Annotated in this window: 22 protein-coding genes; 14 read left to right on the top strand and 8 right to left on the bottom strand. The window is 56.3% G+C overall.

Annotated elements, in window-relative coordinates:
• Nucleotides 1-1,230, bottom strand: a complete 1,230-nt coding sequence (locus tag KP707_RS02370) for a hypothetical protein (RefSeq protein ID WP_211506700.1) — start codon at nt 1,228-1,230, stop codon at nt 1-3.
• A gap of 158 nt (nt 1,231-1,388) precedes the next feature.
• On the opposite strand from KP707_RS02370, the gene KP707_RS02375 reads away from it, so the two are divergent.
• A complete protein-coding gene (locus KP707_RS02375; RefSeq protein ID WP_211502021.1) occupies nt 1,389-2,786 on the top strand; it encodes a hypothetical protein in 1,398 nt (465 codons plus the stop codon).
• A 40-nt stretch (nt 2,787-2,826) separates the two neighbouring features.
• Here the strand turns inward: KP707_RS02375 and purD are convergent, their stop codons facing one another.
• Nucleotides 2,827-4,056 carry a phosphoribosylamine--glycine ligase gene (purD, locus tag KP707_RS02380; protein ID WP_211502022.1) on the bottom strand — a complete coding sequence of 410 codons (1,230 nt, stop codon included), beginning with the start codon at nt 4,054-4,056 and terminating at the stop codon, nt 2,827-2,829.
• A gap of 77 nt (nt 4,057-4,133) precedes the next feature.
• Between purD and xseA the strand changes: the two genes are divergently transcribed.
• From xseA to KP707_RS02400, 4 genes are all read left to right on the top strand, one after another.
• A complete protein-coding gene (gene xseA / locus KP707_RS02385) occupies nt 4,134-5,630 on the top strand; it encodes an exodeoxyribonuclease VII large subunit (RefSeq protein ID WP_211502023.1) in 1,497 nt (498 codons plus the stop codon).
• Between the two features lie 45 nt (nt 5,631-5,675).
• Nucleotides 5,676-6,041, top strand: coding sequence for a hypothetical protein (locus KP707_RS02390; RefSeq protein WP_211496566.1), 366 nt, complete (start codon nt 5,676-5,678; stop codon nt 6,039-6,041).
• Between the two features lie 85 nt (nt 6,042-6,126).
• A complete protein-coding gene (locus KP707_RS02395) occupies nt 6,127-6,480 on the top strand; it encodes a zinc ribbon domain-containing protein YjdM (protein ID WP_211502024.1) in 354 nt (117 codons plus the stop codon).
• 115 nt (nt 6,481-6,595) lie between these two features.
• On the top strand, nt 6,596-7,447 hold the full coding sequence (locus KP707_RS02400; protein WP_211502025.1) for an NmrA family NAD(P)-binding protein: 852 nt from the start codon (nt 6,596-6,598) through the stop codon (nt 7,445-7,447).
• Nucleotides 7,448-7,512: 65 nt separating this feature from the next.
• On the opposite strand, the gene KP707_RS02405 is transcribed toward KP707_RS02400, so the two are convergent.
• Nucleotides 7,513-10,287 (bottom strand): Rne/Rng family ribonuclease, encoded by a 2,775-nt coding sequence (locus tag KP707_RS02405; RefSeq protein WP_211502026.1) that lies wholly within the window; start codon nt 10,285-10,287, stop codon nt 7,513-7,515.
• A 140-nt stretch (nt 10,288-10,427) separates the two neighbouring features.
• Here KP707_RS02405 and KP707_RS02410 point away from each other — a divergent pair, with 140 nt between their 5' ends.
• From KP707_RS02410 to KP707_RS02425, 4 genes are all read left to right on the top strand, one after another.
• Complete coding sequence (locus KP707_RS02410; RefSeq protein WP_099210490.1) at nt 10,428-10,649, top strand: hypothetical protein; 222 nt, start codon at nt 10,428-10,430, stop codon at nt 10,647-10,649.
• A 182-nt stretch (nt 10,650-10,831) separates the two neighbouring features.
• Entirely contained in the window at nt 10,832-11,677 is an 846-nt protein-coding gene (locus KP707_RS02415) for an N-acetylmuramoyl-L-alanine amidase (RefSeq protein ID WP_249202767.1), read from the top strand.
• A 205-nt stretch (nt 11,678-11,882) separates the two neighbouring features.
• Complete coding sequence (locus tag KP707_RS02420) at nt 11,883-13,451, top strand: 2-isopropylmalate synthase (RefSeq protein WP_046899736.1); 1,569 nt, start codon at nt 11,883-11,885, stop codon at nt 13,449-13,451.
• A gap of 114 nt (nt 13,452-13,565) precedes the next feature.
• Nucleotides 13,566-14,333, top strand: coding sequence for a sulfite exporter TauE/SafE family protein (locus KP707_RS02425; RefSeq protein ID WP_211502029.1), 768 nt, complete (start codon nt 13,566-13,568; stop codon nt 14,331-14,333).
• Nucleotides 14,334-14,352: 19 nt separating this feature from the next.
• On the opposite strand, the gene KP707_RS02430 is transcribed toward KP707_RS02425, so the two are convergent.
• Both KP707_RS02430 and KP707_RS02435 read right to left on the bottom strand, forming a co-directional pair.
• Nucleotides 14,353-14,817: a hypothetical protein gene (locus tag KP707_RS02430; protein WP_046899735.1), complete on the bottom strand. Its 465-nt coding sequence runs from the start codon at nt 14,815-14,817 to the stop codon at nt 14,353-14,355.
• Nucleotides 14,818-14,862: 45 nt separating this feature from the next.
• Nucleotides 14,863-15,120 carry a hypothetical protein gene (locus tag KP707_RS02435; RefSeq protein WP_046899876.1) on the bottom strand — a complete coding sequence of 86 codons (258 nt, stop codon included), beginning with the start codon at nt 15,118-15,120 and terminating at the stop codon, nt 14,863-14,865.
• Nucleotides 15,121-15,424: 304 nt separating this feature from the next.
• On the opposite strand from KP707_RS02435, the gene KP707_RS02440 reads away from it, so the two are divergent.
• The 5 genes from KP707_RS02440 (at nt 15,425) to rodA (ending at nt 21,169) form a co-directional block, all read left to right on the top strand.
• Nucleotides 15,425-16,474, top strand: a complete 1,050-nt coding sequence (locus tag KP707_RS02440) for a rod shape-determining protein (protein WP_007283695.1) — start codon at nt 15,425-15,427, stop codon at nt 16,472-16,474.
• Nucleotides 16,475-16,490: 16 nt separating this feature from the next.
• The gene (gene mreC / locus KP707_RS02445) at nt 16,491-17,423 is read left to right on the top strand and encodes a rod shape-determining protein MreC (protein ID WP_046899734.1); all 933 of its coding nucleotides are present in this window, start codon (nt 16,491-16,493) and stop codon (nt 17,421-17,423) included.
• A 4-nt stretch (nt 17,424-17,427) separates the two neighbouring features.
• Nucleotides 17,428-17,994, top strand: coding sequence for a hypothetical protein (locus tag KP707_RS02450; protein ID WP_046899733.1), 567 nt, complete (start codon nt 17,428-17,430; stop codon nt 17,992-17,994).
• A 65-nt stretch (nt 17,995-18,059) separates the two neighbouring features.
• The gene (mrdA, locus tag KP707_RS02455) at nt 18,060-19,985 is read left to right on the top strand and encodes a penicillin-binding protein 2 (RefSeq protein WP_099210478.1); all 1,926 of its coding nucleotides are present in this window, start codon (nt 18,060-18,062) and stop codon (nt 19,983-19,985) included.
• Between the two features lie 11 nt (nt 19,986-19,996).
• Nucleotides 19,997-21,169: a rod shape-determining protein RodA gene (rodA, locus tag KP707_RS02460; RefSeq protein ID WP_064273947.1), complete on the top strand. Its 1,173-nt coding sequence runs from the start codon at nt 19,997-19,999 to the stop codon at nt 21,167-21,169.
• Between the two features lie 4 nt (nt 21,170-21,173).
• Here rodA and KP707_RS02465 read toward each other — a convergent pair whose 3' ends face one another.
• The 3 genes from KP707_RS02465 to KP707_RS16705 all read right to left on the bottom strand — a co-directional run bounded on the left by KP707_RS02465 (nt 21,174) and on the right by KP707_RS16705 (nt 24,343).
• Complete coding sequence (locus KP707_RS02465) at nt 21,174-22,214, bottom strand: L-idonate 5-dehydrogenase (RefSeq protein ID WP_215751556.1); 1,041 nt, start codon at nt 22,212-22,214, stop codon at nt 21,174-21,176.
• A gap of 109 nt (nt 22,215-22,323) precedes the next feature.
• Complete coding sequence (locus KP707_RS16700) at nt 22,324-23,232, bottom strand: DNA/RNA helicase domain-containing protein (protein ID WP_252348820.1); 909 nt, start codon at nt 23,230-23,232, stop codon at nt 22,324-22,326.
• Nucleotides 23,168-24,343 carry a DNA/RNA helicase domain-containing protein gene (locus KP707_RS16705; RefSeq protein ID WP_252348821.1) on the bottom strand — a complete coding sequence of 392 codons (1,176 nt, stop codon included), beginning with the start codon at nt 24,341-24,343 and terminating at the stop codon, nt 23,168-23,170. The genes KP707_RS16700 and KP707_RS16705 overlap by 65 nt, the downstream gene beginning before the upstream one ends.
• Nucleotides 24,344-24,346: the final 3 nt, after the last annotated feature.

Genomic DNA, 24,346 nt, shown 5'->3' on the forward strand with positions numbered 1-24,346 from the left:
TTAAGTCTGCTGATATTGCAGGACGCAGAATTTCTCCCAGTCCATCACATGAGAGACGGGCGCAACTGTCCCATCGGGCCGTGCAGAGAGATGCCCGTTTTCGGTATGGATCGAGAAGCAGAAACCATCCTGCTGGGTCTGGCAGGCTAATGGAATAAGGCCTGCGGGTGTAAGGGCGTAAAGACCATCGTCATTCAGGATGACTGGTGCGCCACGTTCGGGAATATGATGCTTGGTTTGCAGGAAAGATTTTTCGGAAATGTCGTAACACAGCAATTCACCGGTCCAGGCCAGGACATATGAAGCGGTGAAAACCTGACGGTAATTTCTCCCGAGTTGACGAAATAGCTGTGTCGCCTCCGTAGAATGACCAGCACGGGCAAGATCAGCAGCCAGAGCACGCATGTCAGCGTCATGATGGCGCATGAAGTGATCGAGGATCTCCCGATTGGCGGGATGGTCAGAGGTTAGTAAGCGAAAAACCCAGAGTGGACTTTTTCTCTGAGCATATCGAAGAATTTTGAAAATATTTTCAGGGGCATTTCTGCGGGTGCGCGCCGCAATACGGCGGATAGCGGTGGGATTGTCTAGGTTGCTCACGAGTTTTTGGAAAATCTTCGTGCCCTTGAGACGTGCCGTCACCATATGGCCTGCGTGACAGACGGGAACAGAAAACGCAGGGGTCTTCTGTTGTATAAGTTTTACTTCTTCGGAGTCGGGTTTTTCATACGGGTCAAAGAAAACATAAATTTTTCCATGAGTGTCTTCGGTCTGAATGCCCATGGATTTGAGTATTGGTTGGAAAAAATTCTGGAAGTGGGAGTGATGACTAACTTCGCTTCTATCAATGCTCCATTGCGGGGCCATGGAAATGACATAGTCAAAATTAAATAGTCTGGAATATTTAATAACAGCATAGGCTCCCATGGATACGCCGTATCCCAGAAGAGAAATATCCTGTGTGTGCAAAGTTTGCTTTCTGATCTGGATCCAGTGAAGAGCTGCGCTAAACGCTTGCAGATAATCTCCGTCCCTGTACCAGCAGTCATGCTTGGCAATAATTCCTACCCAAGGAAGATCGAGTTTTTTTGCAAGTGAATATCCAAAAAATGTACCGTCGTGTCTTTCAGGAGCGCCTACGCCGGTAAAGCTGGTAACAATAATATTTTTTTCGTCAGTACCTTCCAATGCACGAACAATGTAATGATCGCCTTCATATATTGTGCTCATAAAGGTTCTTCTTCGCAGGTGTGCAGGAAGGCTCGAAAATTAATGCCGAACCATGGCGCGTGATAGATTAAATTGAATTCGGATCATATATTCACAAATTTTCAGCCATGTTAAGGGATAGGCATGAGATGACCGTCCGAGAGAAAGAATAAATTATCATGGGAAAAAAGACCGCTGTTCTCTTCAAGTGCCATAACTGGGATGCAGTCATCCAGCGGTCTTACGAGCGCTGCAAAAAACATTCTAACAAATCAGATTTTTATATACTTTACGATAATTCAAGGGGAACAGTAGAAATCCCCGAGCATATACAGGAAGTCGAAAATATATTTCTGGCTCCTTATTCCGAAGTGGAAAGCCTTGGGCTCGCCTGGGGTACGGAAATAGGAAATTATGGTGGATATTGGTATAATGGAGATTACCACCAAAACCTGTTTATTTTAAATCATAACGAGTACGATTATATTTGTTCAATCGAAAATGATGTTGCGGTTTTAAATGATCTCGACAGCATCTTCGATGATATGGCAGCGAGAAATATTGATGCTGTCTATAAGCATGTTGAAGCCGAAAATCATGCATGGGCTCATTCTGGTAGTTGTGAGGGATATTACGATCTCTCTCAACATGTCCATAAAGGGTTATTCTGTATCTCGTTCTTTTCGAGAAGGGCAGCCTTGCTTATTCTGAAGAGACGGTTGGAAATGTCATTTCTTAAGAGGGAAAAAGGCCTGCTGACGTGGCCAATCGGCGAAGCCGTCATGTCGCATGAAGTTATTAGTGCAGGTATGAGAACAGAAGAACTCGCGCATTACTGCGATAGTTTGAGGCAGTATGATTGGGCACCTGTTTATCTTGAAAAAGAAATTGTTAACGGAGCAGAAAAAACGTTTATTCATCCGGTTACGGAGATGAATGAAAAATTTGTCGTTTCAAACCTCGTTCAAGATTACCATTGCATGATTTCGGAAGAAGAGATCAGTAATGGCCTTTCGCGACATAGATCTCGTAAGATTAATGATCTTGAGGTCTACTCACGACTGTTCCATTGCCCTCGTATTTACAATAATCCCGTTCTGCGCGAGGATATTGTTGAGGATGCGCGTGAGCTTCTCACGGGAGTTGATTTCGATCTGGCGTCCGAAGGAATGTCGCCAGATTTAACTCAGGCTCTTACCCAGGTTTACTCTGAGTTTCCTGAAAGAGTTTTCGCATCTCTGCCAAGTTACGAACGAAGCCACTCAATGTTCTTCGATCACGGGGTAGCATTGCCGATTTCGCTTGGGGAGAATGGGGCATACACTCTTGTTCTGGCTGCGCGTGATCCTGATTTAACATCCCATTTTGATGTTAAGCGGAAGGACGTAGCATCCCACTTCGAAGTCATGCCTGTCAGTTTTCTGATGCAGAAAGGCGAACTCCGTTTTTACGCGGTGAATTTCCCTGCAGAATGCACCGAATTCGTGGTGGAGCAGAAAGGCCCGCATGGGTTCTGGTTGAATTTTATGAAAATTCTTCCAACAACCGATGCGCTGCGAGCCCTTTCCACGTCCTGATGCCCGAAGACACAGAAAGCCTGTTTCTTGAGCAGGCCTTCTAGAGGCCGATATCGGTCCGGAAGATCTTGTCTTCCCATTGAATGGCTGAGGCACCCTCATAGGCAAGGCGGCGTGCCTCTTCAGGGGTGCTTGCTTTGGCACAAACGGTCAGGACGCGGCCGCCATCAGCGACAAGCACTCCATCGACCAGTTTTGTGCCTGCATGAAAAACGGACACGCCCGGAACAGCTTCGGCACGTTCGATACCTGTGATGCGCCCTCCCTTCTTTGGGGCATCTGGATAGCCGTTGGCGGCCAGCACCAGAGAAATGGAAGCCTCATCCGAAAAGTCGGCAGCGGCATGTTCAAGATTGCCATCAGCAAGCGCTGCAAGAATGGGGAGCAGGTCGGACTTCAGGCGGATCAACAATGCCTGTGCTTCAGGGTCCCCGAACCGGACGTTATATTCAATCAGTTTCGGACCTTCGCTGGTCAGCATCAGCCCTGCAAAGATCACACCGCGGAAAGGTGTTCCCCGGCGAACCATTTCTGCCAGCATGGGGCGAACGCTCAGATCCAGGGCTTTTTCCTGAGCCGCTCGGTCAAAAGCTGGCGGTGGAGAAATAGCGCCCATGCCACCCGTATTGGGGCCTGTATCGCCATCTCCGAGGCGTTTGTGGTCTCGTGCGGCACCAATCAGAACGGCTTTTTCGTCAGAGCAGAATGCGAAAAGGGAGACCTCTTCGCCCACAAGGCATTCTTCAATCACAAGCGGCATGCCCAGCTTGCGAATGGCATCCTCTGCCTCGTCTACGCTCAACGCTACGACGACGCCTTTACCAGCGGCTAGTCCATCTGCTTTCACCACGATCGGTGCGCCGCGTCGACGCACGAATTCAAGGGCAGGAGCCTCTTCTTCAAAGCGCTCCCATTTTGCAGTTGGAATGGCTGCGGCGTCAGCCACTTCTTTGGTGAAGGCTTTGCTACCCTCCAGCAGAGCTGCCGCTTTGGTCGGGCCAGCACATGGAATGCCAGCGTCCGCGCAGGCATCAGCCAGACCTGCGACCAGAGGGGCTTCAGGTCCGGGGACGATCAGATCAATTTTCTGCTCTTTGGCGAAGGCAACAAGGCCCGCGACGTCCTCAACCTTGAGGGGAACCAAGGTGGCCAAAGACGCCATGCCAGGATTGCCAGGCGCCGCATAAAGGGCCGAAAGACTGGGCGAGCGCGCCAGACATGTTGCCAGGGCGTGTTCGCGCCCTCCGGAACCGACCAGCAAAACGCGCATTCCGCTCTCCCTTTTTCATCTGCGGGTCCCTGAGATCAGGGCTTCGTCTGACGGCGTGCGTAGCATAGACTGGCGCCATGATGGAGAGTGATGCCGCGTCTGCACGCGGGAATGTGCCGCAATATTCAGTTTCCGAGATTTCCGGAGCCATCAAGCGCACGCTTGAGACCGGATTCGGGCGTGTTCGTGTGCGTGGTGAGGTGACGGAACTCAAGCGTTACCCGTCCGGGCATATTTATCTGTCCCTGAAGGATGAGGGCGGAAAGATCTCCGGCGTCATCTGGCGTGGAACGGTGTCGCGCCTGGGTATGGCGCCCGAGAACGGCAATGAAGTCATCGCGACGGGAAAGGTCTCGTCCTACGGCGAGCGCTCCAGCTATCAGCTCATCATTGATCGGATGGAATTCGCAGGCGAGGGAGCTCTGCTCGCCAATATTGAGCGCCTGCGTCGCAAACTGCTTGATGAGGGACTGTTCGAAGCCGATCGCAAAAAAACCATCCCGTTTCTGCCATCGCTGGTCGGTGTTGTGACGTCACGGTCCGGGGCGGTTCTTCATGATATTCGTACGACCATCGAGCGTCGCTTTCCCCGGGATGTGTTGTTGTGGCCTGTTGCCGTGCAGGGAGAGGGGGCTGCGGCCCAGATCGCTGCGGCCATTGACGGTATGGCACACAGGGCTCGTCGCCCGGATGTTCTGATTGTGGCCCGTGGTGGTGGCTCTCTTGAAGATCTTATGGCCTTCAATGATGAGCGTGTTTTACGTGCCGTTGCAGCCTGTCCCATCCCGGTTATTTCGGCTGTCGGACACGAGACAGACACGACATTGATAGATCTTGTCTCAGACCGTCGTGCACCCACACCAACGGCTGCGGCAGAAATGGCCGTGCCCTTGCGCTCTGAACTGGTCGCGGATCTGGCACATCGGACTGCCCGTCTGGCAGGTGGTTTGAGCCGCATCATGCAGACATCCCGGGCAAGGCTGGAGCAGGCTACATCGCGACTGCCAGATCTGCCGTCTCTTCTTGAGACTGCCCGCATGCGTTTGGATGACCGGAGCCAGCGCCTTGATCTTGCTCTTCCAGCCTTTGTCATGCGCGCAAGAAGCCGTCTGGATGCTCCGGTACGGCAACTGCCGTCGCCGGAACTGATTGTCAGCCGGGCGAGGGCCGCCCTGACGGCGCCCTCAAAGCAGCTTCCGTCACCGCGTTTAATGATCGAACGGCGACAGAGCGCTCTTCGTGCGTCAGAGACCGCTCTTGTCACGGCATGGCAGCGCGCGTCTCAACGGTTCCACCTTCGGGTAGAACGACAGAGACTGTCTCCTGAGACTCTCAATAGCGCTATCAGGCTTCAGAAAGCGCGTCTTGATGGGTTGGGAAGTCATCTGGAAGCGGTCTCCCCAAGGGCGATCCTCAGTCGAGGATATGTGCTCGTTCAGGATAGCAAGGGGCGTCCCGTGACCCATTCGGACGCGGAACCTTTGAACGGACGTGTGGTTCTGTCTTTCGCTGACGGCCAACGTGGGGCAAAACTCGATACCCTTCTTACGTCCCAGGCCGATCTGGGTCTTTAATGGTGAAGTGTCCGGGCGTGGCCCGGTTTGTGATCCGGAGTTCACATGCGTTCGTTCTGGTTGAGCCTTGTTGTCCTGCCTCTTCTGGCAGCTTGTGCGGAGCAGCCTTCCGCCCCATCTTCCAGCGCGGCCGTGCAGGCTCCCGCCCAGAAGATTCCCCCGCAGGATTTTGCTCCGGGGTTGGCCGAAGAAGCTCCGGCGGATGGTCATAAGGTGCTTCTGAATGACCCGTCTGCGGCGTCAAATACGCCGCTTTGCGGGACAGCGCAGCGTGAAGCCAATCTGGCAGGATCAGCGCTTTATGCGCAGGGTTTGGCTACCACAACGTCGTCCTGCCCGCAGAATGCGTGTTTTGAACCTTTGACGGGAACGTTCATTGCGGCAAACGGTAACAAGAGCGTCTGCCGGTAAAAGTTTTCCGGGCAGATTGAGCTGGCGCATTTCCCTATCATCTTCAGTGCTTTAAAGTAGATCTCACGAAAGAGTGAGGTTTGATATGACTGATGAGCTGAAATGTCCCAAATGTGGGTCGGAGCATGTTTATCCGGATGGGGCCCTGTGGGTCTGTCCGGACTGCGGCAATGAATGGAACCCGGAAGAGGGCGGTCAGGCCGACGCTGGCGACGCATCTGCGGAAATCAAAGATGCCAATGGCAATGTCCTTGTAGATGGTGACAGCGTTACGGTTGTGAAGGACCTGAAGGTCAAAGGATCTTCGTTGGTTGTGAAAAGCGGAACCAAGGTCAAGAATATTCGTCTTGTTGATGCGACGGACGGACATAATATTGCCTGTAAGATCGCGGGAATTGGCGCAATGAACCTGAAGTCTGAATTCGTAAAAAAATCCTAACGGGTTACGCCATTTAGTTACATCGTGTGTGCTTTCATCAGCCTTCGTGGGGTCTCCTTACGAAGGCTGATGCCGTTCTGGGGGCACGCCTTTCGACGATACAGGAGATGCAGGCATGTATGTCATTCTTGGCGGGACAGGCCATGTCGGCCGCGCTGTTGCACAAACTGTTCTGGCGGCTGGGCATGATGTCACGGTAGTAACCCGGCAGGTGGTTGCGGCCTCTGAACAACGCCATGACGGCGTAGATTATGCGGCAGTGGATGTGAATGACACCGATACTCTGAGGGCGCTTTTTCAGAGGGCGCAACGCGTGTTCGTTCTCAATCCCCCTGCGGCAGTGTCTGGCAATACGGATGTGGAAGAACGCAAGACCGTATGCTCCATTTTGAAAGCATTGCGGGGCGTCGCTCTGGAAAAGGTCGTCGTGCAATCCACCTATGGCGCGCAACCTGGTGAGCACTGTGGTGATCTTGGCGTTTTGTATGAGCTGGAACAGGGTGCGCAGGCCCTGAACGTTCCGGTGTGTATTGTCCGCGCGGCCTATTACATAAGCAACTGGGCGGCGGCGATAAGCGCTGCAAAAGCAACAGGAGTGTTACAGACATTTCTGCCGCCAACACAGGTGTTTCCCATGGTCGCTCCAGAAGACGTTGGAAGCCTGGCAGGTCAGTTACTGATGTCTGACGTCGAAGAGACGGGTATCCACAATATTGAGGGGCCGGAGAGCTACACGTCTTCAGATGTTGCTGCTGTCCTTTCCAGACTGGTAGGACGCGCCGTCCAAGTGCAGGTCATTCCCCAGGAGAGGTGGTATGAGGCCTATCGCGGAAGTGGTTTCTCGAAAGAGGCCGCGCAGTCTTATGCGAACATGACCGGGCTCTTTGTTCATCAACATTATGACCGCCCCGCAGACCCCGTGCGGGGCTCCACAAGCCTTGAAGTTTGCCTGAAGCGTTACGCATGAACCGGGCATAAAAAAAGCCGACCGGATATTCCCGGTCGGCTTTTTGTTGGGGCGAGAAGCGGGTGTTACCGCTTCCACCAGCCCATGCGACGCGTCACCGGTGGCAACTCGTCAATGTTGATGGGCTGTAGTGTGTTTCCATCATCCGCTGCGTCGTCGGCTTTGACAGCCTTGGTTGCGCGACGGGCGCGAGTACGCTTTGGCTTGGCGGTTGCCTCATCCTCTGCGACAGGAGCTGAGGCCTCCGGAGCCATTGCTTCCACAACAACGTCGTCTGCCTTGGCTTCTGTAGCCTTGGTCGTGCGACGGGTGCGTGGGCGCTTTGGCTTTGCCGGAGCTTCCTCTTCCGTCGGAGCAGTCAGAGCAGCCACGACGACTTCTTCTGCCGCTACCGGGGCCACTGCTTCAGCCTTCACAGCCTTTGTGCTGCGGCGCCCTCTGGTGCGCTTCGGCTTTTCCTCTTCTGCAGCAATCGGCTCGGCAGCGATCTCGGCAACGTCAACTACCGGAGCGCTCTCGACAGAAAGGCGGGCAGGGGTTGCTGTGGATGTCTGAAGCGGGCGGGAAGCCTGCTCCATTTCAGCCTGTTCGATCACATCGAAAATATCGAAGCTTCCACCGAACGGATCAGCCGGCGTCGGGCCTGCATATCCCCGCGAAACAGGCTGGCGTTCTTCCCGGCGGCGCTGGGAAGGCTGCTGAACCGGAGCGTGGCGTGCTGGCTTAGGTGTTTCTTCCTGGACGGACACCTTTTCCTGCACCGGGGCTTCTGCTGCGACTTCGTCTTCCTTCTGAACACGCTTGAAGCGCGTCCGACGACGACCCGGGATAAGACCGACTTCTTCGGTTTCATCGTCAGACCGATGGACGGAAGGCTGTTCGCCATTTGGTTCGGCAGCATTACCCTGAACGGTCTCGTTCTCGCCATTCTGATCACGACGACCACGACGACGGCGACGACGACGACGGCGGTTGCCGTTGTTGCCCTCTTCCTCGTCACCCGTGTTGACTTCGACGTCTTCACTCCGGGCAGGCAGTTCAGCTCGTGCTTCAACTGCGGCTGCCTGAGGCACGACAGGTGCCTCGTCCTCAATGATTTCGATCGTGCGGACGTTGTGAGGCGCAGCAATCTGAGCCGGTACTGGCTCAGGTGCCGGTGCAGCGGTCTGCGGACGGATACGCTCGATACGCATGTCTGCTGCGGGCAGATCTTCTTCCGTGCGGAAGATCACGCGCATGCGGTGACGCTGCTCAATGTCAGACAGCCAGTCGCGCTTGTTGTTCAGAATGTAGAGGGCAATGTCCGATCCGATATGAACATCGATTTCGGCGGCACGCTGGCGGGTGCCTTCTTCATCGATCGCACGCAGCACATGAAGAGCGGAGCTTTCCGTACCGCGAATGAAGCCAGTACCCTGACAGTGCGGGCAAGGCGTCAGCAGTGATTCAGCGATGGACGGACGCAGACGCTGGCGGGACATTTCGAGCAGGCCGAAATGGGAAATATGCCCGACCTGAATGCGTGCGCGGTCTGTGCGCAGGGATTCCTTGAGGCGCTTCTCGACCTGAGCGTTGTGACGACGGCTCTCCATGTCGATGAAATCGATCACGACGAGGCCGGCCAGATCACGCAGACGCAGCTGACGTGCCACTTCTTCAGCCGCTTCGAGGTTGGTCCGGAGGGCCGTTTCCTCAATGTTGCGCTGGGACGTGGATTTACCGGAGTTCACGTCGATGGCGACAAGCGCTTCTGTCTGGTTGATGACCAGATAGCCACCAGACTTCAGGCGTGCGGTCGGGGAGAACATCGCATCCAGATGCCCTTCGACGTTGTAACGCGCGAAGAGGCTCTGCCCACGGTTCTGCCAGAGCTTCACCTTGCCAGCGTTGTGCGGCATCAGCAGACGCATGAACTCACGCGCACTTCTCCACGCAGATTCACCGTCGACCATGATGTCTTCGATGTCTTTGGAGAACAGGTCGCGAATGGCGCGCTTGATGAGGCTCGCTTCCTCGTAAACCAGTGTTGGGGCAACGGAAGACAGGGCGTGTGAGCGAATGTCGTCCCAGAGCTGAAGCAGGTATTCACAGTCGCGGATGATTTCCGGTCCTGGACGTCCTGCACCTGCTGTCCGGACGATCATGGCCATCGTCTTGGGCAGGTTCAGCTCTGCAATGATGTCGCGCAGACGGCGGCGATCCGTGTCAGACGTAATCTTGCGGGAGACACCACCGCCACGCAGGGCGTTCGGCATCAGGACGCAATAACGGCCAGCGAGAGAGACGTAGGTGGTGAGGGCCGCGCCCTTGTTGCCACGCTCTTCCTTCACGACCTGAACGAGCAGGACCTGACGGCGGCGAATGACTTCCTGAATCTTGTAGTTACGCAGGAAACGGGCTGTACGACGCGAAGCTGCGCTTTCCTCACCCGTGTCATGCTCGCCACCGACGGTCTCTGGTGCGCGACGATCCTGGTTGTCGTTCTCGTCCGTTTCTTCAGAAGCGGGCTCTTCCTCACTGTCCGGCAGTTCAGCGCGCTGTTCAGACGCAACCTCTTCTTCCTGGATGGCCAGAAGCTTCTCGCGGTCTGCGACGGGGATCTGGAAGTAATCCGGGTGAATTTCGCTGAAGGCGAGGAAGCCGTGACGGTTTCCGCCGTATTCTACGAAAGCGGCCTGAAGGCTCGGCTCAACACGGATGACTTTGGCAAGGTAGATGTTGCCCTTGAGCTGTTTCTTGGATGATGTCTCGACGTCGTAATCTTCAACGCGGTCACCGTCCATGACCACAACACGCGTTTCTTCCGCGTGTGTGGTGTCGATAAGCATACGCTTGGTCATGGAAAACTGAACTCCACGATGCTCCAGTGTGGCGCTTTGGGCCAGAGGGAACACCTGATTGTACGGGGTGGAGGGGGCGGATCAGCCGGAATGCCAGACCGCGGGACGCATCTGGTCCCGTTTCGGTTAGGCTCCTGGCTGTGATCACGTCGCGTGACATTCGACCCCTGACAGACGTCCGGCCCGTGGTCTGGTACCGGATGAAAACGCACTCCGGTCAGGTTGTGAGCCTGTGCCGGACTGAACTAATCCTGCCGGAGCAGCCCGATCAGGACATGGCGCAGAAAATGTCCGGCACATGTCAAACGATGGGGCGTCGCGGCTCGGACGATCGAGGCGGGAGCGTTGTGGGAAAAGGATAAAAGCCCACAAACGATCGGACCGCTCTCTTCAGGTCCTTGGCGCACAGGATGACTTAAAGAAGGGCCGCTGGCAAGCAGGGCTTTTTCCGGCTCTCCAAAAGGTGCTTTGCCTTGTTTCAGACATTGTCCTGTGTCTGTTATGATTGAAGGTCCAGATGATCGAAAAGACGCAGGGTAAACGGATGCTGACGCGACGCACGGTAATGGAAGGTCTTGCCTGCCTCTCCACGGTGGCTCCCCTGGGTGCCATCGCCCGGACCAGGCATCCGTCATCCCATTCCCCATCCGCCAAACCGCTTCAGGCACCGGCTGTTCACCGGAATGCGCCGCCGCCCAAACCGCTGGTCATGCTGGATCCCGGACACGGCGGGAAAGATCCTGGCGCAATCGGTATTTCCGGTACGTATGAGAAACATATTGCTGAAGCTGCGGCGACAGAACTTCGGCGCCAGCTCCTGACATCTGGCCAGTACCGCGTGGCTATGACCCGTTCAGAGGACCATTTCATTCCCCTGGAAGGGCGCGTGGAAATGGCGCAGCAGCACCAGGCGCATCTCTTTATCTCTATGCACGCCGATGCACTGCATGACCGTGATGTTCGCGGAGCGAGTGTCTATACGCTTTCCAGCGGAGCGTCGGATGCTCAGACAGCGGCTCTCGCTCAGCGGGAGAATAGTGCAGATCGGTTTGGCGGCCCTGCATTTCATGGCATGTCTCCCGACGTCCAGCAGATCCTTTCCAGTCTGGTTTCTGAAGAAACGCGGCGCGGGTCTGCGCACATGGCATCAAGCGTTGTAGGGGCGTTTCGTAGTCGCATAGGACTGCTGACGCACCCGTCACGTCATGCCGCTTTTGTGGTGTTGAAGTCTGCAGAAATACCGTCCGTTCTGGTGGAAATGGGTTTCATGTCCAACCGGCTGGATGAGGCTGCGTTACGGCAGGCTGTGCATCGCACACAGGTTGCCAGTGCTATGAAAACTGCGGTCGATCGGTACTTTTCAACCCGCCCTGGTGTGATGACAGGTTGACCCTGAAAGAACGCAGGGCAGAGTTTTTAGTCATGTGGGTTGCGCATGACGAAAGAATCGGACATTTTCCGTGCCCATGACATTTCTTTTGATCCTCTCGCTTCGACTTATCGGCCCCTGAACGCCACATCAAGGCGGGCAGCGTTCCGTTGCGTTCAGGGGATGACAGACCAGAAAATTTCCTGACCAGCGAGATGATCAAGACATGACTTTCCAACACCCGTCCTTCGGTACAATTTCCGACGACCGCGTTATCATTTTCGATACGACGCTGCGTGACGGTGAACAGTCCCCCGGTTTCTCCATGAATCTCGAAGAGAAGCTCCGCATGGCTCATGCGTTGAGCGCTCTGGGCGTGGACGTTATTGAGGCAGGCTTTCCGGTCGCATCCAAGGACGACTTCGAGAGCGTGCGCAGCATTGCGGATGAGGTCCGTGGTTCCGTGATCTGCGGTCTGGCCCGTAGTGGTGGGAAGCGGGACATTGAATCCTGCGGTGAAGCCCTGAAGGGCGCTGAACGCTCCCGGATTCATAACTTCATTTCCACATCTCCGCTGCACATGAAGTACAAGCTGCGGATGGAGCCGGAGACGGTTCTGGACATCATTGCGTCTGGCAACCAGAAGGCCCGTCAGTACACGGATGACGTGGAATGGTCTGCTGAAGATGGTTCCCGTACGGACCCTGACTTCCTGTGCCGTTGTGTCGAAGTCGCCATCAAGAATGGTGCGAACACCATCAACATTCCTGACACAGTAGGCTTTGCAACGCCTGAAGAAATGCGACGCATTTTTGATATGCTGCGTGAACGGGTGCCGGGTGCTGATCAGGTGATTTTCTCCACCCATAACCACAATGATCTCGGCTTGGGCGTTGCAAATACGCTGGCCGCTGTCGAAGGCGGTGCCCGTCAGATCGAATGCACGATCAATGGTATCGGTGAGCGTGCTGGTAATGCTGCGCTGGAAGAAATCGTCATGGCGCTGCGGACGCGTCATGACCAGTACGGCAAGGTGACGGGCATCGAGACGCCGAAGCTGCTGGGCATGTCCCGGATGCTGGCGACGATCACGGGCTTCGACGTGCAGCCGAACAAGGCCATCGTTGGCCGGAACGCCTTCGCACATGAAAGTGGCATCCATCAGGACGGTGTTCTGAAGAATGCTGCCACGTATGAGATCATGACGCCGGAAAGCGTGGGCTGGAACAAGAGCTCGCTGGTGATGGGTAAGCATTCCGGCCGTGCGGCATTCCGCGACAAGCTGGCTCAGCTTGGCTACCCGCCGCTGGAAGACGAGGCTCTGAACGCTGCTTTTGCCCGGTTCAAGGATCTGGCTGACAGCAAGAAGGTCGTGTTCGATGACGATATCTGCGCACTGGTCGATGATGAGAGCCGCGACCACGAGCGTGTTCATCTGATTTCTCTGGAAGTTGCGTCCGGTACCAAGCAGAAGTCTCAGGTCAAGCTGGAAATCAGCGTTGATGGCGCCATCCAGTATGCGGCGGTCAGTGGGAATGGCCCGGTTGATGCGGCATTCCGTGCCATCGGGGAGGCATTCCCTCATTCAGCCGAACTGGCGCTATTCTCTGTGGCAAACGTCACGGAAGGAACGGACGCTCAGGCCCGCACCACGGTCCGTTTGCAGGAAAATGGTAAGCTCGTAGACGGTCAGGGTGCTGATGCCGATACGGTTGTGTCTGCTGTTCGTGCTTATATCCATGCCCTGAATAAGTTGCTTACCAAGCGTGAGCGGACTGAGCCTGAAGCACTCTAAGTTTCGAACGAACCATGAGAGATCATCAATAAACTAATTAATATAGTTTATTGATGATCTAGACAAAAATAACACGATTGATATTGTCTCCTTCTGAATTTGGAAGGGGCAGCTATGCCGCATTCGTGGCTTTATACGGCGTCGGGTCTTTTTGTAGGCTTTCTGGTGGGCATGACCGGAGTGGGGGGAGGGTCCCTCATGACGCCGCTGCTGATCCTGCTGTTTGGGGCAAAGCCTCAGTCAGCTGTCGGAACAGACCTGCTTTACGCAGCCGTTACGAAAATTGTTGGCACCGGCCTCAACCGCCATATGGGCGTTGTGAACTGGAAGATTGTGGGCTGGCAGATGGCGGGGAGTCTTCCCGCAGGTCTTCTGTGCCTGATTTTCCTGCATCATGCGGGTATGTCCGACGCTGCGTCCCGTCTGATTCAAGTTGTTCTCGGTGTAGCTCTGCTTCTGACGGCACCGGCAATTTTGCTGAAGCCGAGGCTCAGAACATGGGCTGAAGGGCGTAAGCCTCTGAGCAATACGGCTGAAACCTTTTTGACCGTTTTACTTGGTATTTTGTTGGGAACGCTGGTGACGCTGTCGTCAGTGGGCGCTGGGGCTGTCGGCATGGCTGCTCTGACGATGCTGTATCCGCGTCTGACAACACGAACGCTTGTTGCAACAGACATCGCCCACGCAGTGCCATTGACCCTGATTGCAGGAGGAGGTCACTGGCTGGAAGGGGCGGTTGATACGGCCGTGCTTCTCGCGTTGCTGATGGGGTCCATTCCGGGAATTATTTTGGGAACGTTATGTGCGGGCAAATTGCACGAAGACACCCAGCGATGGGTTCTGGGCATTCTGCTCGCTGTTATTGGTTTCCGGATGATCTAACATCCGGAAACCGTGAAACTCAGTAGCCGTAATTGCTCTGCTGAGGGTAGCCGCCGTTGTTATAGCCCTGCTGCTGAGGGTACGGGTTCTGGCAGTTCGTGTTGGGTGGGCACTGATACTGCTGTTGCTGCTGCGGATAGGTCGGGTACTGACCGTTCTGCTGCTGATACCCCTGAGGGTAACCGCCCTGCTGGGGGTAACCATTCTGGTACCCACCCTGCTGGTAACTCGGGCGATTAGGGGCGGTAACAGCACCGGTTGTCGCGCCGAGGGCACCACCGGCAAGTGCACCAATCGCTGCACCGCGACCACCGCCAGCAAGTGCGCCGATGGCTGCGCCTGCACCACCACCCAGGAGACCACCGCCGAGCGCACGGGATCCTGGGTCATAATTTCCCTGGCAACCGCCGAGGGAAAGAACGGTCGCAAAAGCTCCAATCAGGGCCACGCCCCGAACAGCAGAGCGGTCGATAACGGACCTCATGTCACAAATCCTTAGAGTTCATGGTCGCCAAGCCCGGTGTCAGGCTCAGTAACCGTTCCGTGAACGCTGGCTTGGCGTGGTCGCCGCACCAACAGCAGCGCCTGTACCACCACCTGCAAGTGCGCCGATAGCCGCGCCGCGTCCACCGCCAGCAAGTGCACCAATAGCTGCACCGGCGCCTGCGCCTACAAGTGCGCCAGAGCCTGCGCGGGCGCCACTGTCGTACGGGCTGCCGCAACCAGCAAGGGCAGCGCCACAAAGAGTCAGGACGGCGATCAGGCGAGGAGTCTTGGTGATGTTCATGTTTTTATGCCCTGTTCTGTTTGGTTTCTCCGAACTCCAGTCATCTTTCAGAAAGGAATGTCGGATAAGACCATGTAGTGGTAACGTGGAGAACGTGACTGAAGGGTGGCAGGATTGAGGCGCGGAAAGATTTTTTTCCATGTCCTGATGTCGCGTGATGAAAAGTTGTTCGTCATGAATGACATTATCCGAACTGTTACCCTTGCTGAACGGCCTTTGCATCGTTAAGTCCACCCGCGGGGAGCCCGCCCCACTTTACGATATATAATCTGTCTGCCGCACAGAGCCGCGCCAGGAGTTTTGGATGTTTTCTCGTCTGCTGGGTCTCATGTCTGCTGACATGGCGATCGACCTCGGCACTGCCAACACGCTCGTTTACGTTAAAGGCCGCGGCATCGTGCTCGATGAGCCGTCTGTGGTTGCCATCGCTGAAGTGCGCGGCAAAAAGCAGGTTCTGGCTGTTGGTAACGAAGCCAAGCAGATGGTCGGGCGTACGCCTGGCAACATCACCGCCATCCGTCCGCTGCGGGACGGCGTCATTGCGGACTTCGAAGTCGCGGAAGAAATGATCAAGCACTTCATTCGTAAAGTGCATAATCGCCGGGCTTTCGCGAGTCCGCAGATCATCATCTGCGTTCCTTCCGGGGCGACGGCTGTTGAACGTCGGGCCATTCAGGAAAGTGCCGAGAGCGCGGGTGCCCGCAAGGTCATGCTGATCGAAGAGCCGATGGCAGCCGCAATCGGTGCAGGCCTCCCGGTCACTGAACCGTCTGGCAGCATGATCGTGGATATTGGTGGCGGGACGACGGAAGTGGCCGTGATCTCGCTGGGCGGCATCGTCTATGCCCGTTCTGCCCGTGTTGGTGGAGACAAGATGGACGAGGCCATCATCTCCTACATCCGGAAGACCTATAATCTTCTCGTCGGCGAAAGCTCTGCGGAGCGTATCAAGATCGAGCTTGGCGCCGCCATGATGCCGGATGATCCATCCAATCCGGATGGTCCCATCACGGAAATCAAAGGCAGAGACCTGATCAACGGCGTGCCGCGTGAAGTGATGGTCAGCCAGGCCCAGATTGCCGAAAGTCTCGCAGAGCCGGTCATGCAGATCGTGGATGCCGTGACTACAGCACTGGAAAATACGCCACCTGAACTGGCTGCCGATATCGTGGACAAGGGCATTGTCCTCTCCGGCGGTGGTGCGCTCCTGTACCGCCTCGATGAGGTTCTGCGTCTCTACACGGGGCTTCCTGTGACCGTGGCTGAGAATGCGCTGTCGTGCGTGGCGCTGGGAACGGGGCGTGCGCTTGAAGAAATGCGCCGTCTGCGCAGTGTTCTGAGCAGCATGTACTGAATCAGGACACAGTTCAGTGTTCTCCATCCACACTCGGCAGGTGTTCGCACGAGCAACTCTGCCGATCCTGATCCTCTTCGCAGTGGCACTGGTCCTGCTTGGGCTGGTTCGGCGGCCGGTAGTGGATGGGGCACGTCTGCAGGCCACGGATATTCTGGCGCCTGCTTATCAGGCGCTTGTTCTACCCCAGGCCAAACTGCGGGACTGGCTTGTGGATCTACGGGGTGCGACGGATCTTGCACGGGAAAACTCCCGTCTGCGAGATGAGAACCGTGCTCTGCGTCACTGGTATGATGTGGCTGTGGCTCTGGCCGCCGAAAATGGCCGCCTGAAGAATAGCCTTCACTGGATTCCGGAAAGTATCCCCCAGTATGTGACAGGCCGCGTTACGCGTGATGATGGCGGGCCTTACTCACGCGCTGTTCTGCTGGATGTTGGAAGCGGGCATCAGGTTCATATGGGCGATGTGGCGTTGGATTCGTCTGGGCTGTTAGGGCGTGTCACAGAGGTCGGGCCTCATACGGTCCGTGTTCTGCTCATCAATGATGATGCCAGCCGAATTCCTGTCACGCTGGCGGCATCTCATGGAGATGCCATTATGGCCGGGGATGACACGGATACACCCCGACTGATTTATTACCCGCAGGACCACCATCCCATTGAAGGGGAACGTGTGGAGACGCGCGGGCAGAGCGCAATGCCTGCAGGCCTTCCGATTGGCACGGTTCATTACCTCGCTCCCAACCGGCCGGTTGTAATGCCGGACGCTGACTTGCGCCGTCTGGATATCGTGCGCGTCTTTGACTATGGAGACGACGGCGGCCAAGCCCCTGATGCGCCAGGGCGCGTCAAGATCCGGCGCCCTCCTTCAGAGCCTGCGTTGCCGGGTGGATTGTCGTTCCCCAAATTACCGGGAATGTCTGAACCTCTGGGGAAGGGAGGGCAATAATCGGATGGTTGCCGAAAACTCCACCCCCCATTTGCATTCTGCTGTTGAGCCGAAACAGACGCTCCGCCGACGGCTGGACATGTTTGTTCGTGCGGCCATGCCGTCGCTGTTCATCATTCTGGTTGCAGTTCTGCTGTCTGCGCCTTTTGGAATTCCCGGGCAGGCAGAGCTTCAGTTTGGCATCGCCATGTGTACAGTCTGGTTCTGGGCCTTTAGTCGCCCACGTTCCATGCCGGCCCTGGCAGTCTTTGTGTGCGGACTCGTTCTGGAACTGTTCAGTTTTGGTCCGCCGGGTGCCATCCTTCTGTCACTGCTCGTGATTTACGGAGTGGCCCATCACTGGCGCTATGGGTTGTCCCGCTTGGGATTCGTAGCCTGCTGGCTGATTTTCAGCTTTCTGGCGGCGCTGGCATCCTTTTTTCAGTGGGCTCTCGTCTGTCTGCATGCATTTGCGCTATTATCGCCCGCACCAGGCCTCTTTCAGGCTGCGCTAACAATCGGTATCTATCCCAGTCTTACCGCGCTGTTTGTCTGGGGCCGCCGCACGTTTGCCAATCCCGATCAGGCCTGACGGCGCATTTTCGCGCTCTCCGCGCAAATCGCCGCTTTCTTTTCCGGACTTGAACGCCTGACCTGATGTTTTCCAGAAAACGCCCTTTTCGGACCCTGCTGCGCTCGCGAAGCCAGGATGCGCCTGTTCGCTCAGGGCGTGGCGTCTTCACGCGCCGTGCCCTCGTGGTGATGGCGGTCCAGGCGGGTGTTCTGGGGGCTTTGGGGCGACGGCTTTATAATATTCAGACCGTTGAGGGCGACCATCTCCGCCAGCTTGCAGAGCGTAACCGCACAAGCAAGCGTCTGCTGGCCCCCGCGCGTGGAACCGTCCATGACCGCTTTGGTGTGGCTCTTGCTGATAACAAGGTTAGCTGGCGCGCACTCCTGATGCCGGAAGAAACGACAGATATCGCCTCTGTCATTGAACGGTTTGCACAGATTGTGCCGCTTGATGAGCATGATCGGGCACGCATTGAGCGCGATCTGAAGCACGTTCATAAATATGTTCCGGTCACGCTCCATGAGTTCCTGTCATGGGATGACATGGCGCGGATTGAGCTGAATGCGCCTTCATTGCCGGGTGTTCTCGTCGATGTCGGGTCCACCCGGCTTTATCCGTTTCAGGACCTGACGGCGCATATTGTCGGTTATGTCGCTCCGCCGAATGAAGACGATGTGGCCAAGGACACGACGTTGTCCCTGCCAGGAATGCGCGTAGGGCGCGCTGGCATAGAGCAGACGCAGGAATCGGTTCTTCGTGGAGATCCGGGGTCTGTTGAAATGGAAGTCAACGCGCTGGGGCGTGTGATTGGCGAGATTGACCGTGTGGAAGGCCAGCAGGGAGAGGATGTTCGCCTGACTCTGGATGTCGGCCTCCAGTCAAAGGTCTTAGAGCGGCTGGGTGATCGTGTCGCCAGCTCCGTGGTCATGGACTGCCGGAACGGTGAAGTGCTGGCGATGGTCAGTACCCCGTCTTTCGATCCTTCCCTGTTTGATTCCGGTGTCAGCCATGCCCAGTGGAATGAGTGGGCGAATGATCCGCGGACGCCACTCGTAGACAAGGCTGTTTCCGGGCTGTATCCGCCTGGATCCACCTTCAAGCCCGCAGTGGCGATGGGCGCCCTGAAGGCTGGTGCTGTGACACCGCAGGACCGCTTTAATTGCCCCGGCTATTTCGATATGGGTGGCGTGCGGTTTCACTGCTGGAACAAGTGGGGACACGGCATGATCAACATGCGTGAAGCCCTCAAATTTTCCTGTGACGTTTATTTTTATGAAGTAGCACGACGCTGTGGCATGGACCCGATCAAGGCCGTCGGGAACGCCATGGGGCTGGGTGTGAAACTCGATATTGAGCTGCCGCATGTCCGTGCAGGTGTCATCCCGACACCGGAATGGCGACAGCAGCACGGCTTTCACTGGAATGGTGGGGATACGGTGAATGCGGGTATTGGTCAGGGCTTTGTGCAGGTCACGCCCTTGGCGCTTGCAACTTACGTGTCCCGGATTGCTTCAGGTCGAAATGTTCAACCGCATCTGATCCGCGCAACGAATGACCAGATTTCCGGACTGGCTTCTTTGGACGCCGCTCCGGCAGTGGATATCCCGCAGGAACATTTGAATGTTGTCCGCGCAGGTATGTTCGCAGTCGTGAATGAGCAGCGTGGTACGGCCCCGAAAGCCCGTTTGGATCTGCCTGATGTCCAGATGGCGGGGAAAACCGGGTCAGCTCAGGTGCGGCGCGTGTCCCGGGCTTTGCGTGAGTCAGGACATTTTAATTCCATGAGCTTGCCATGGGAATATCGTCCTCATGCGCTGTTCATTTGTTTCGCCCCATATGATGATCCCCGATATGCAGTCTCGGTTGTGGTGGAACACGGCAATGCAGGCGCAGATGAAGCCGCTCCACTGGCCAAGCAGATCATGACAGACACTTTGCTTCGTGATCCATCCAATCAATCCAGGCCTCCCGGGCAGACTGTGGCACAGGCGGAGCCGGAGCAAGGGTGAGGGGCGGTGTCATGAATACATTTGGCTTTCTGAAATCTGATAAGCGGCTCCTGCGTGCTGAGCCTGATTTCCGCCCTATGGCCCGGCTGCTTCAGGTCAACTGGCTGTATGTTTTGCTGGTCTGTTTGCTGGCGGGTGTTGGGTATGTGGCGCTGTATTCGGCCGGTGGCGGATCAGCCAAACCTTTCGCTGGGCCGCAAATGGTTCGGTTCGGTTTTGGATTGGTCATGATGATTGCAGTGGCGCTGGTCAGCCCACGCATCCTGCGCATCATGGCCGTTCCCGTCTATTTGTTGTCCATTCTGCTGCTCGGGCTCGTGCTGCGAATGGGGCATGTGGGTAAGGGGGCCGAACGCTGGATCAATCTGGCAGGAATGCAGTTCCAGCCTTCAGAGTTCGCCAAAATCGGCCTGATCCTGATGCTCGCTACGTGGTTTCACCGGATTGGTAACGAGCGGATGGGGAACCCGCTGCGTCTGATAATGCCTGCCATCTTGACGCTTTTGCCCGTCGTTCTGGTGCTCAAGGAGCCCAATCTCGGGACTGCGACGATTATTGGCGTTATTGGTGCAACGCTGTTTTTCGCTGCAGGCATGCGGCTATGGCAAATCGTTCTTCTCGTGGCGCCAATTCCGTTCCTTGGGAAATTCATTTACGGCCATTTGCATGACTATCAGAAGGCCCGGATCGATACCTTCCTGCACCCGGAGCATGATCCTCTAGGGGCCGGCTACAACATCATTCAGTCCAAGATTGCGCTTGGCTCAGGCGGAATGTGGGGGGAGGGATATCTGCATGGCAGCCAGGGGCAACTGAACTTTCTTCCGGAGAAACAGACAGATTTCATTTTCACCATGATCGGCGAAGAATGGGGTTTTGCAGGGGGCATTGCAGTCATTGGATTGCTGACCACTCTCACACTGGGAGGAATGCTCATTGCCATGCGGAGCCGCAATCAGTTCGGGCGACTGCTCGGGCTCGGCATCGCAATGGATTTCTTCCTGTATTGTGCCGTCAATCTGTCGATGGTGATGGGTGCTATTCCGGTCGGTGGTGTGCCGCTCCCGCTGATTTCCTATGGCGGCTCAGCCATGCTGACGATGATGTTCGGCTTTGGGCTTCTGATGTCAGCCTGGGTCCATCGCAATGAGCGCGACCCAGGTTTTGAAGACGAAGACGACTGATCCTTTAGAGCTCCAGAAGAACCTTGGATGAGCTTTTGCGGTCCAGCGAGGCGTCGAAAGCGTCTTTGTACTGAGCGAGCGGAAAGCTGTGGGTGATGAGACCGTCCGCAATCCATAGATTGTCAGCGAGGATTTTCAGCGCCTCTGCGAACTCTTCATCGAAGCGGAATGTCCCTCGGTAGTCGATTTCGCGCGCGATAATCTGCCCTAAGGGAGCAGGCACGTCGCCCGGTGGGAAAATCCCGACCTGTACGAGAATGCCGCCTTTCTGTGTACGGGCGATTGCAGTCGGGAGGGCAAGTATGACTCCCGTGGCCTCAAAGACGATTTCGTATTCCCGATCGTGACTGTCGCGGCCAGTGTTCACTGTGGCTGTTGCCCCCAGTTTGACGGCGATATCCAGTGCAAAGTCTTGCAAATCGGTTGCTACGATCTCCGCGGCCCCCGCCACTTTAAGCCCGGCAATAATCAGGGCGCCAATCGGGCCGGCTCCCTGGACCATGATGCGCTTGCCCTTAACGTCGCCAGCGCGAGAGATGGCATGGAGCGCGACCGAGAAAGGCTCGGCAAGGCTGGCGCGTTTCACGTCCAGCCCTGACGGCAGGGGATAAAGCTGGGATGTTTCGACGACCATCTCGCGCCGGAAACCGCCATCCGTATGGGGCAGAAACGCGGCGCTGCCAAAAAAGCGCATGTTTCGGCACAGGTGCTTCGCGCCTCGTTCGCATTCGGGGCAGTGCCCACACGGGCGAGCCGGATGGATGGCGACAGCGTCCCCGATCCTGAAACGTGTCTCGTCCGGGCTGACAGCTTCCACAATTCCGGAAACCTCGTGGCCAAGAATCATCGGCTCTCGCAGAACGGATGCTCCGGCCCCACCATGCAGGAAATAATGCATGTCCGACCCGCAGATCCCACCCCAGGCTGGACGTATTAGCACCTGACCCGCCTTAAGCGGTGGGACGGTAACAGTCTCTAAACGCAGATCACCCTTTTCATGAATAACCAGGGCTTCTGTCGTCTGAGGGGCGGAAATGCCGGGCATGGCTGTACCTCTTTCATCTGAGCAGCGTGAATGACGTTACTCAGATATGGCCGATCTTGTGCGCTAAAGGCAGTCACGTTTGGGAGACGCGGGTCGCCTGATTATTTCCTCATACATCCAGAAGGCATCTGTCGATTGTTTGAAGAGTTTCCGCACTTTTTAAGGGTTCAATGCCACACGCTAGTAGGAAGTCAGCAATGCCATTCAGTGTTTCCGGGCAACGTGTCGGATCGTCGAGATTACCTTCCGGTACCCAGATGATGGTCTCATAGCGCGCACGGGTCAGCAGCACGCGATAGGTATTGAGGGACCAGAGGGCTTTTTCCGAGGATTTAACGGTCTGCCATGTGGTCCCGCTAAAGCGCCGGGGCTGCCAACGTTGTGGATAGCCTGTACGGATGAGATCTCCATCCCAGCAAAGGCCGACAAAATCCAGTTCCAGTCCCTGAATGGCAAATTGAGTGGCAATAGTTTCCAGCGCATCGGAAGCCCGGACGTCTTTGTCTGGAACCCAGCGGTTCAAAAACCATTGAGCGACCGCATTGGAGTCCATGTGAGCCAGTTCTGCACCGAGGCCCTCCGCACGCAATCGTTTGGCTTGAGAGCTGGCAATCAGACCGCAGCGATAGGTCAGTCGGCTTCGTTCTCGCAGGGCTTTCCGTAGCTCCGGCAGGCTTCGTGTCAGGCGGAATGGAAGACTGGCGTTCTCAGCAATATTGCGCGCGAGAGAGACATTTCCCTCCAGTACGGCATTGACCCATTTGGGTGTTGCAGTGTCCCGAAGGGAGCGAACCGGCACTGTGAGGTGCAGAGAGGGCTCTTTCTGAACTGGCAAGGACGGAGGCAGGGTGGTGAGGCTAGAAGTGGAGCTGACGACATCCGGTGATGCGTGGATCTGCCATTCAGGCCGGCTCGCCAAAGCGTCTCCCCAGCAGGCCATTCCGCCTTCACCGTCATGAATTTCCTGCCCTTGTCCGATAAGGCAGATGATGGCGGCAAATCCGGCATGCCGGTGCATGATGTCGAGGAGATGCGCAGTTCGACTGTGTCAGACGAACAGGCCACTGTGCGCTTTTGCGAATGGCCTGATCGGCGTTCCAGGAGCGCTGGGCTTCGTCAATGACCATGATCCGTTCTGGCGGGCACTCTGCGGTGCGCCCAACGTAGTAATCCCGGAATTGGGTCAGGGACTGAATGGTGGATTCCATGCGCTGTTCTACGGCTGCGCGTTTCTGACTCTGTGCCACGGCGTCACGGGTCAGGGCTTCACGCAGAACATGGACGAGCGTTGGGTTGCCGGTGAGGAATGTCGCGGAGTTATAGGGCTCCGTGGTGCCGAACGCAGCTTTCAGGCCGCAAAGTGTTTTCCCGGCGCCAGGAATGCCCGAGACAAAAATGACTGTTTTCCGGTGCTGTCCCCGGGCGGTTTCAAGGAGTTCTGTAATACGGTCAGACGTCAGGGTCAGATTGGTCGCGTCTGCTCTCGCTGTGTGAATATCTGCGACGCTGTGCGTGGAATAAATGAGGCGAGCCGCTTCGACGATGCTTGGGACGGGATTGTAAGGCGCCTGTTCCCAGTCTTCCGGTCGCATGGGCGCTACTGAATGCAGTGTCCGGCGCGCGAGATCCGACAAAAGCTCAGTCAGGTGCGCAGCATTGCACTTCAGAACTGGCGTGACGCCAGATCCTAAAAGGAGCGGCGATGTTTGGGCAGGTTGTGCGGCTTCTGTTGCAATCAGAATGGGAATGATCGGGTGATGGCGGCTGCCCGCGTGAAAGTCCTGAAGGTCCAGCGCGTAACCTTCGGTCTGGGCGAGAGCCGCGGCGTCGAATTGAGACGCACCAACCTTGAATTCCAGAACAAACGTCGCATCCGGGGAAATGAGGACGGTGTTGATCCGGCCGCCCAGACGGGGAATGGGGAAGTCGAACAGGATTTGCCAGCCTGCCGTTTGCGGCAGAGCGGTTAGCGTGGTGCGGAGAAGATCAAGTTGGGTGGCCCAGGCACGGAGTTGTTGAGGTTCGCTGGAGAAGCGCCTGCGCCCGGCTTCGTGGGCGAGGCGTTCTCCAATGCGATCCGGGTCCGTGTTGAGGAACGTGGCGACTGGGCCGGACCACCACGCTCCCATCAG

It is taken from the genome of Gluconobacter sp. P5E10, from assembly GCF_018812145.1.
GTDB classification, from domain to species: Bacteria; Pseudomonadota; Alphaproteobacteria; order Acetobacterales; family Acetobacteraceae; genus Gluconobacter; species Gluconobacter cerinus.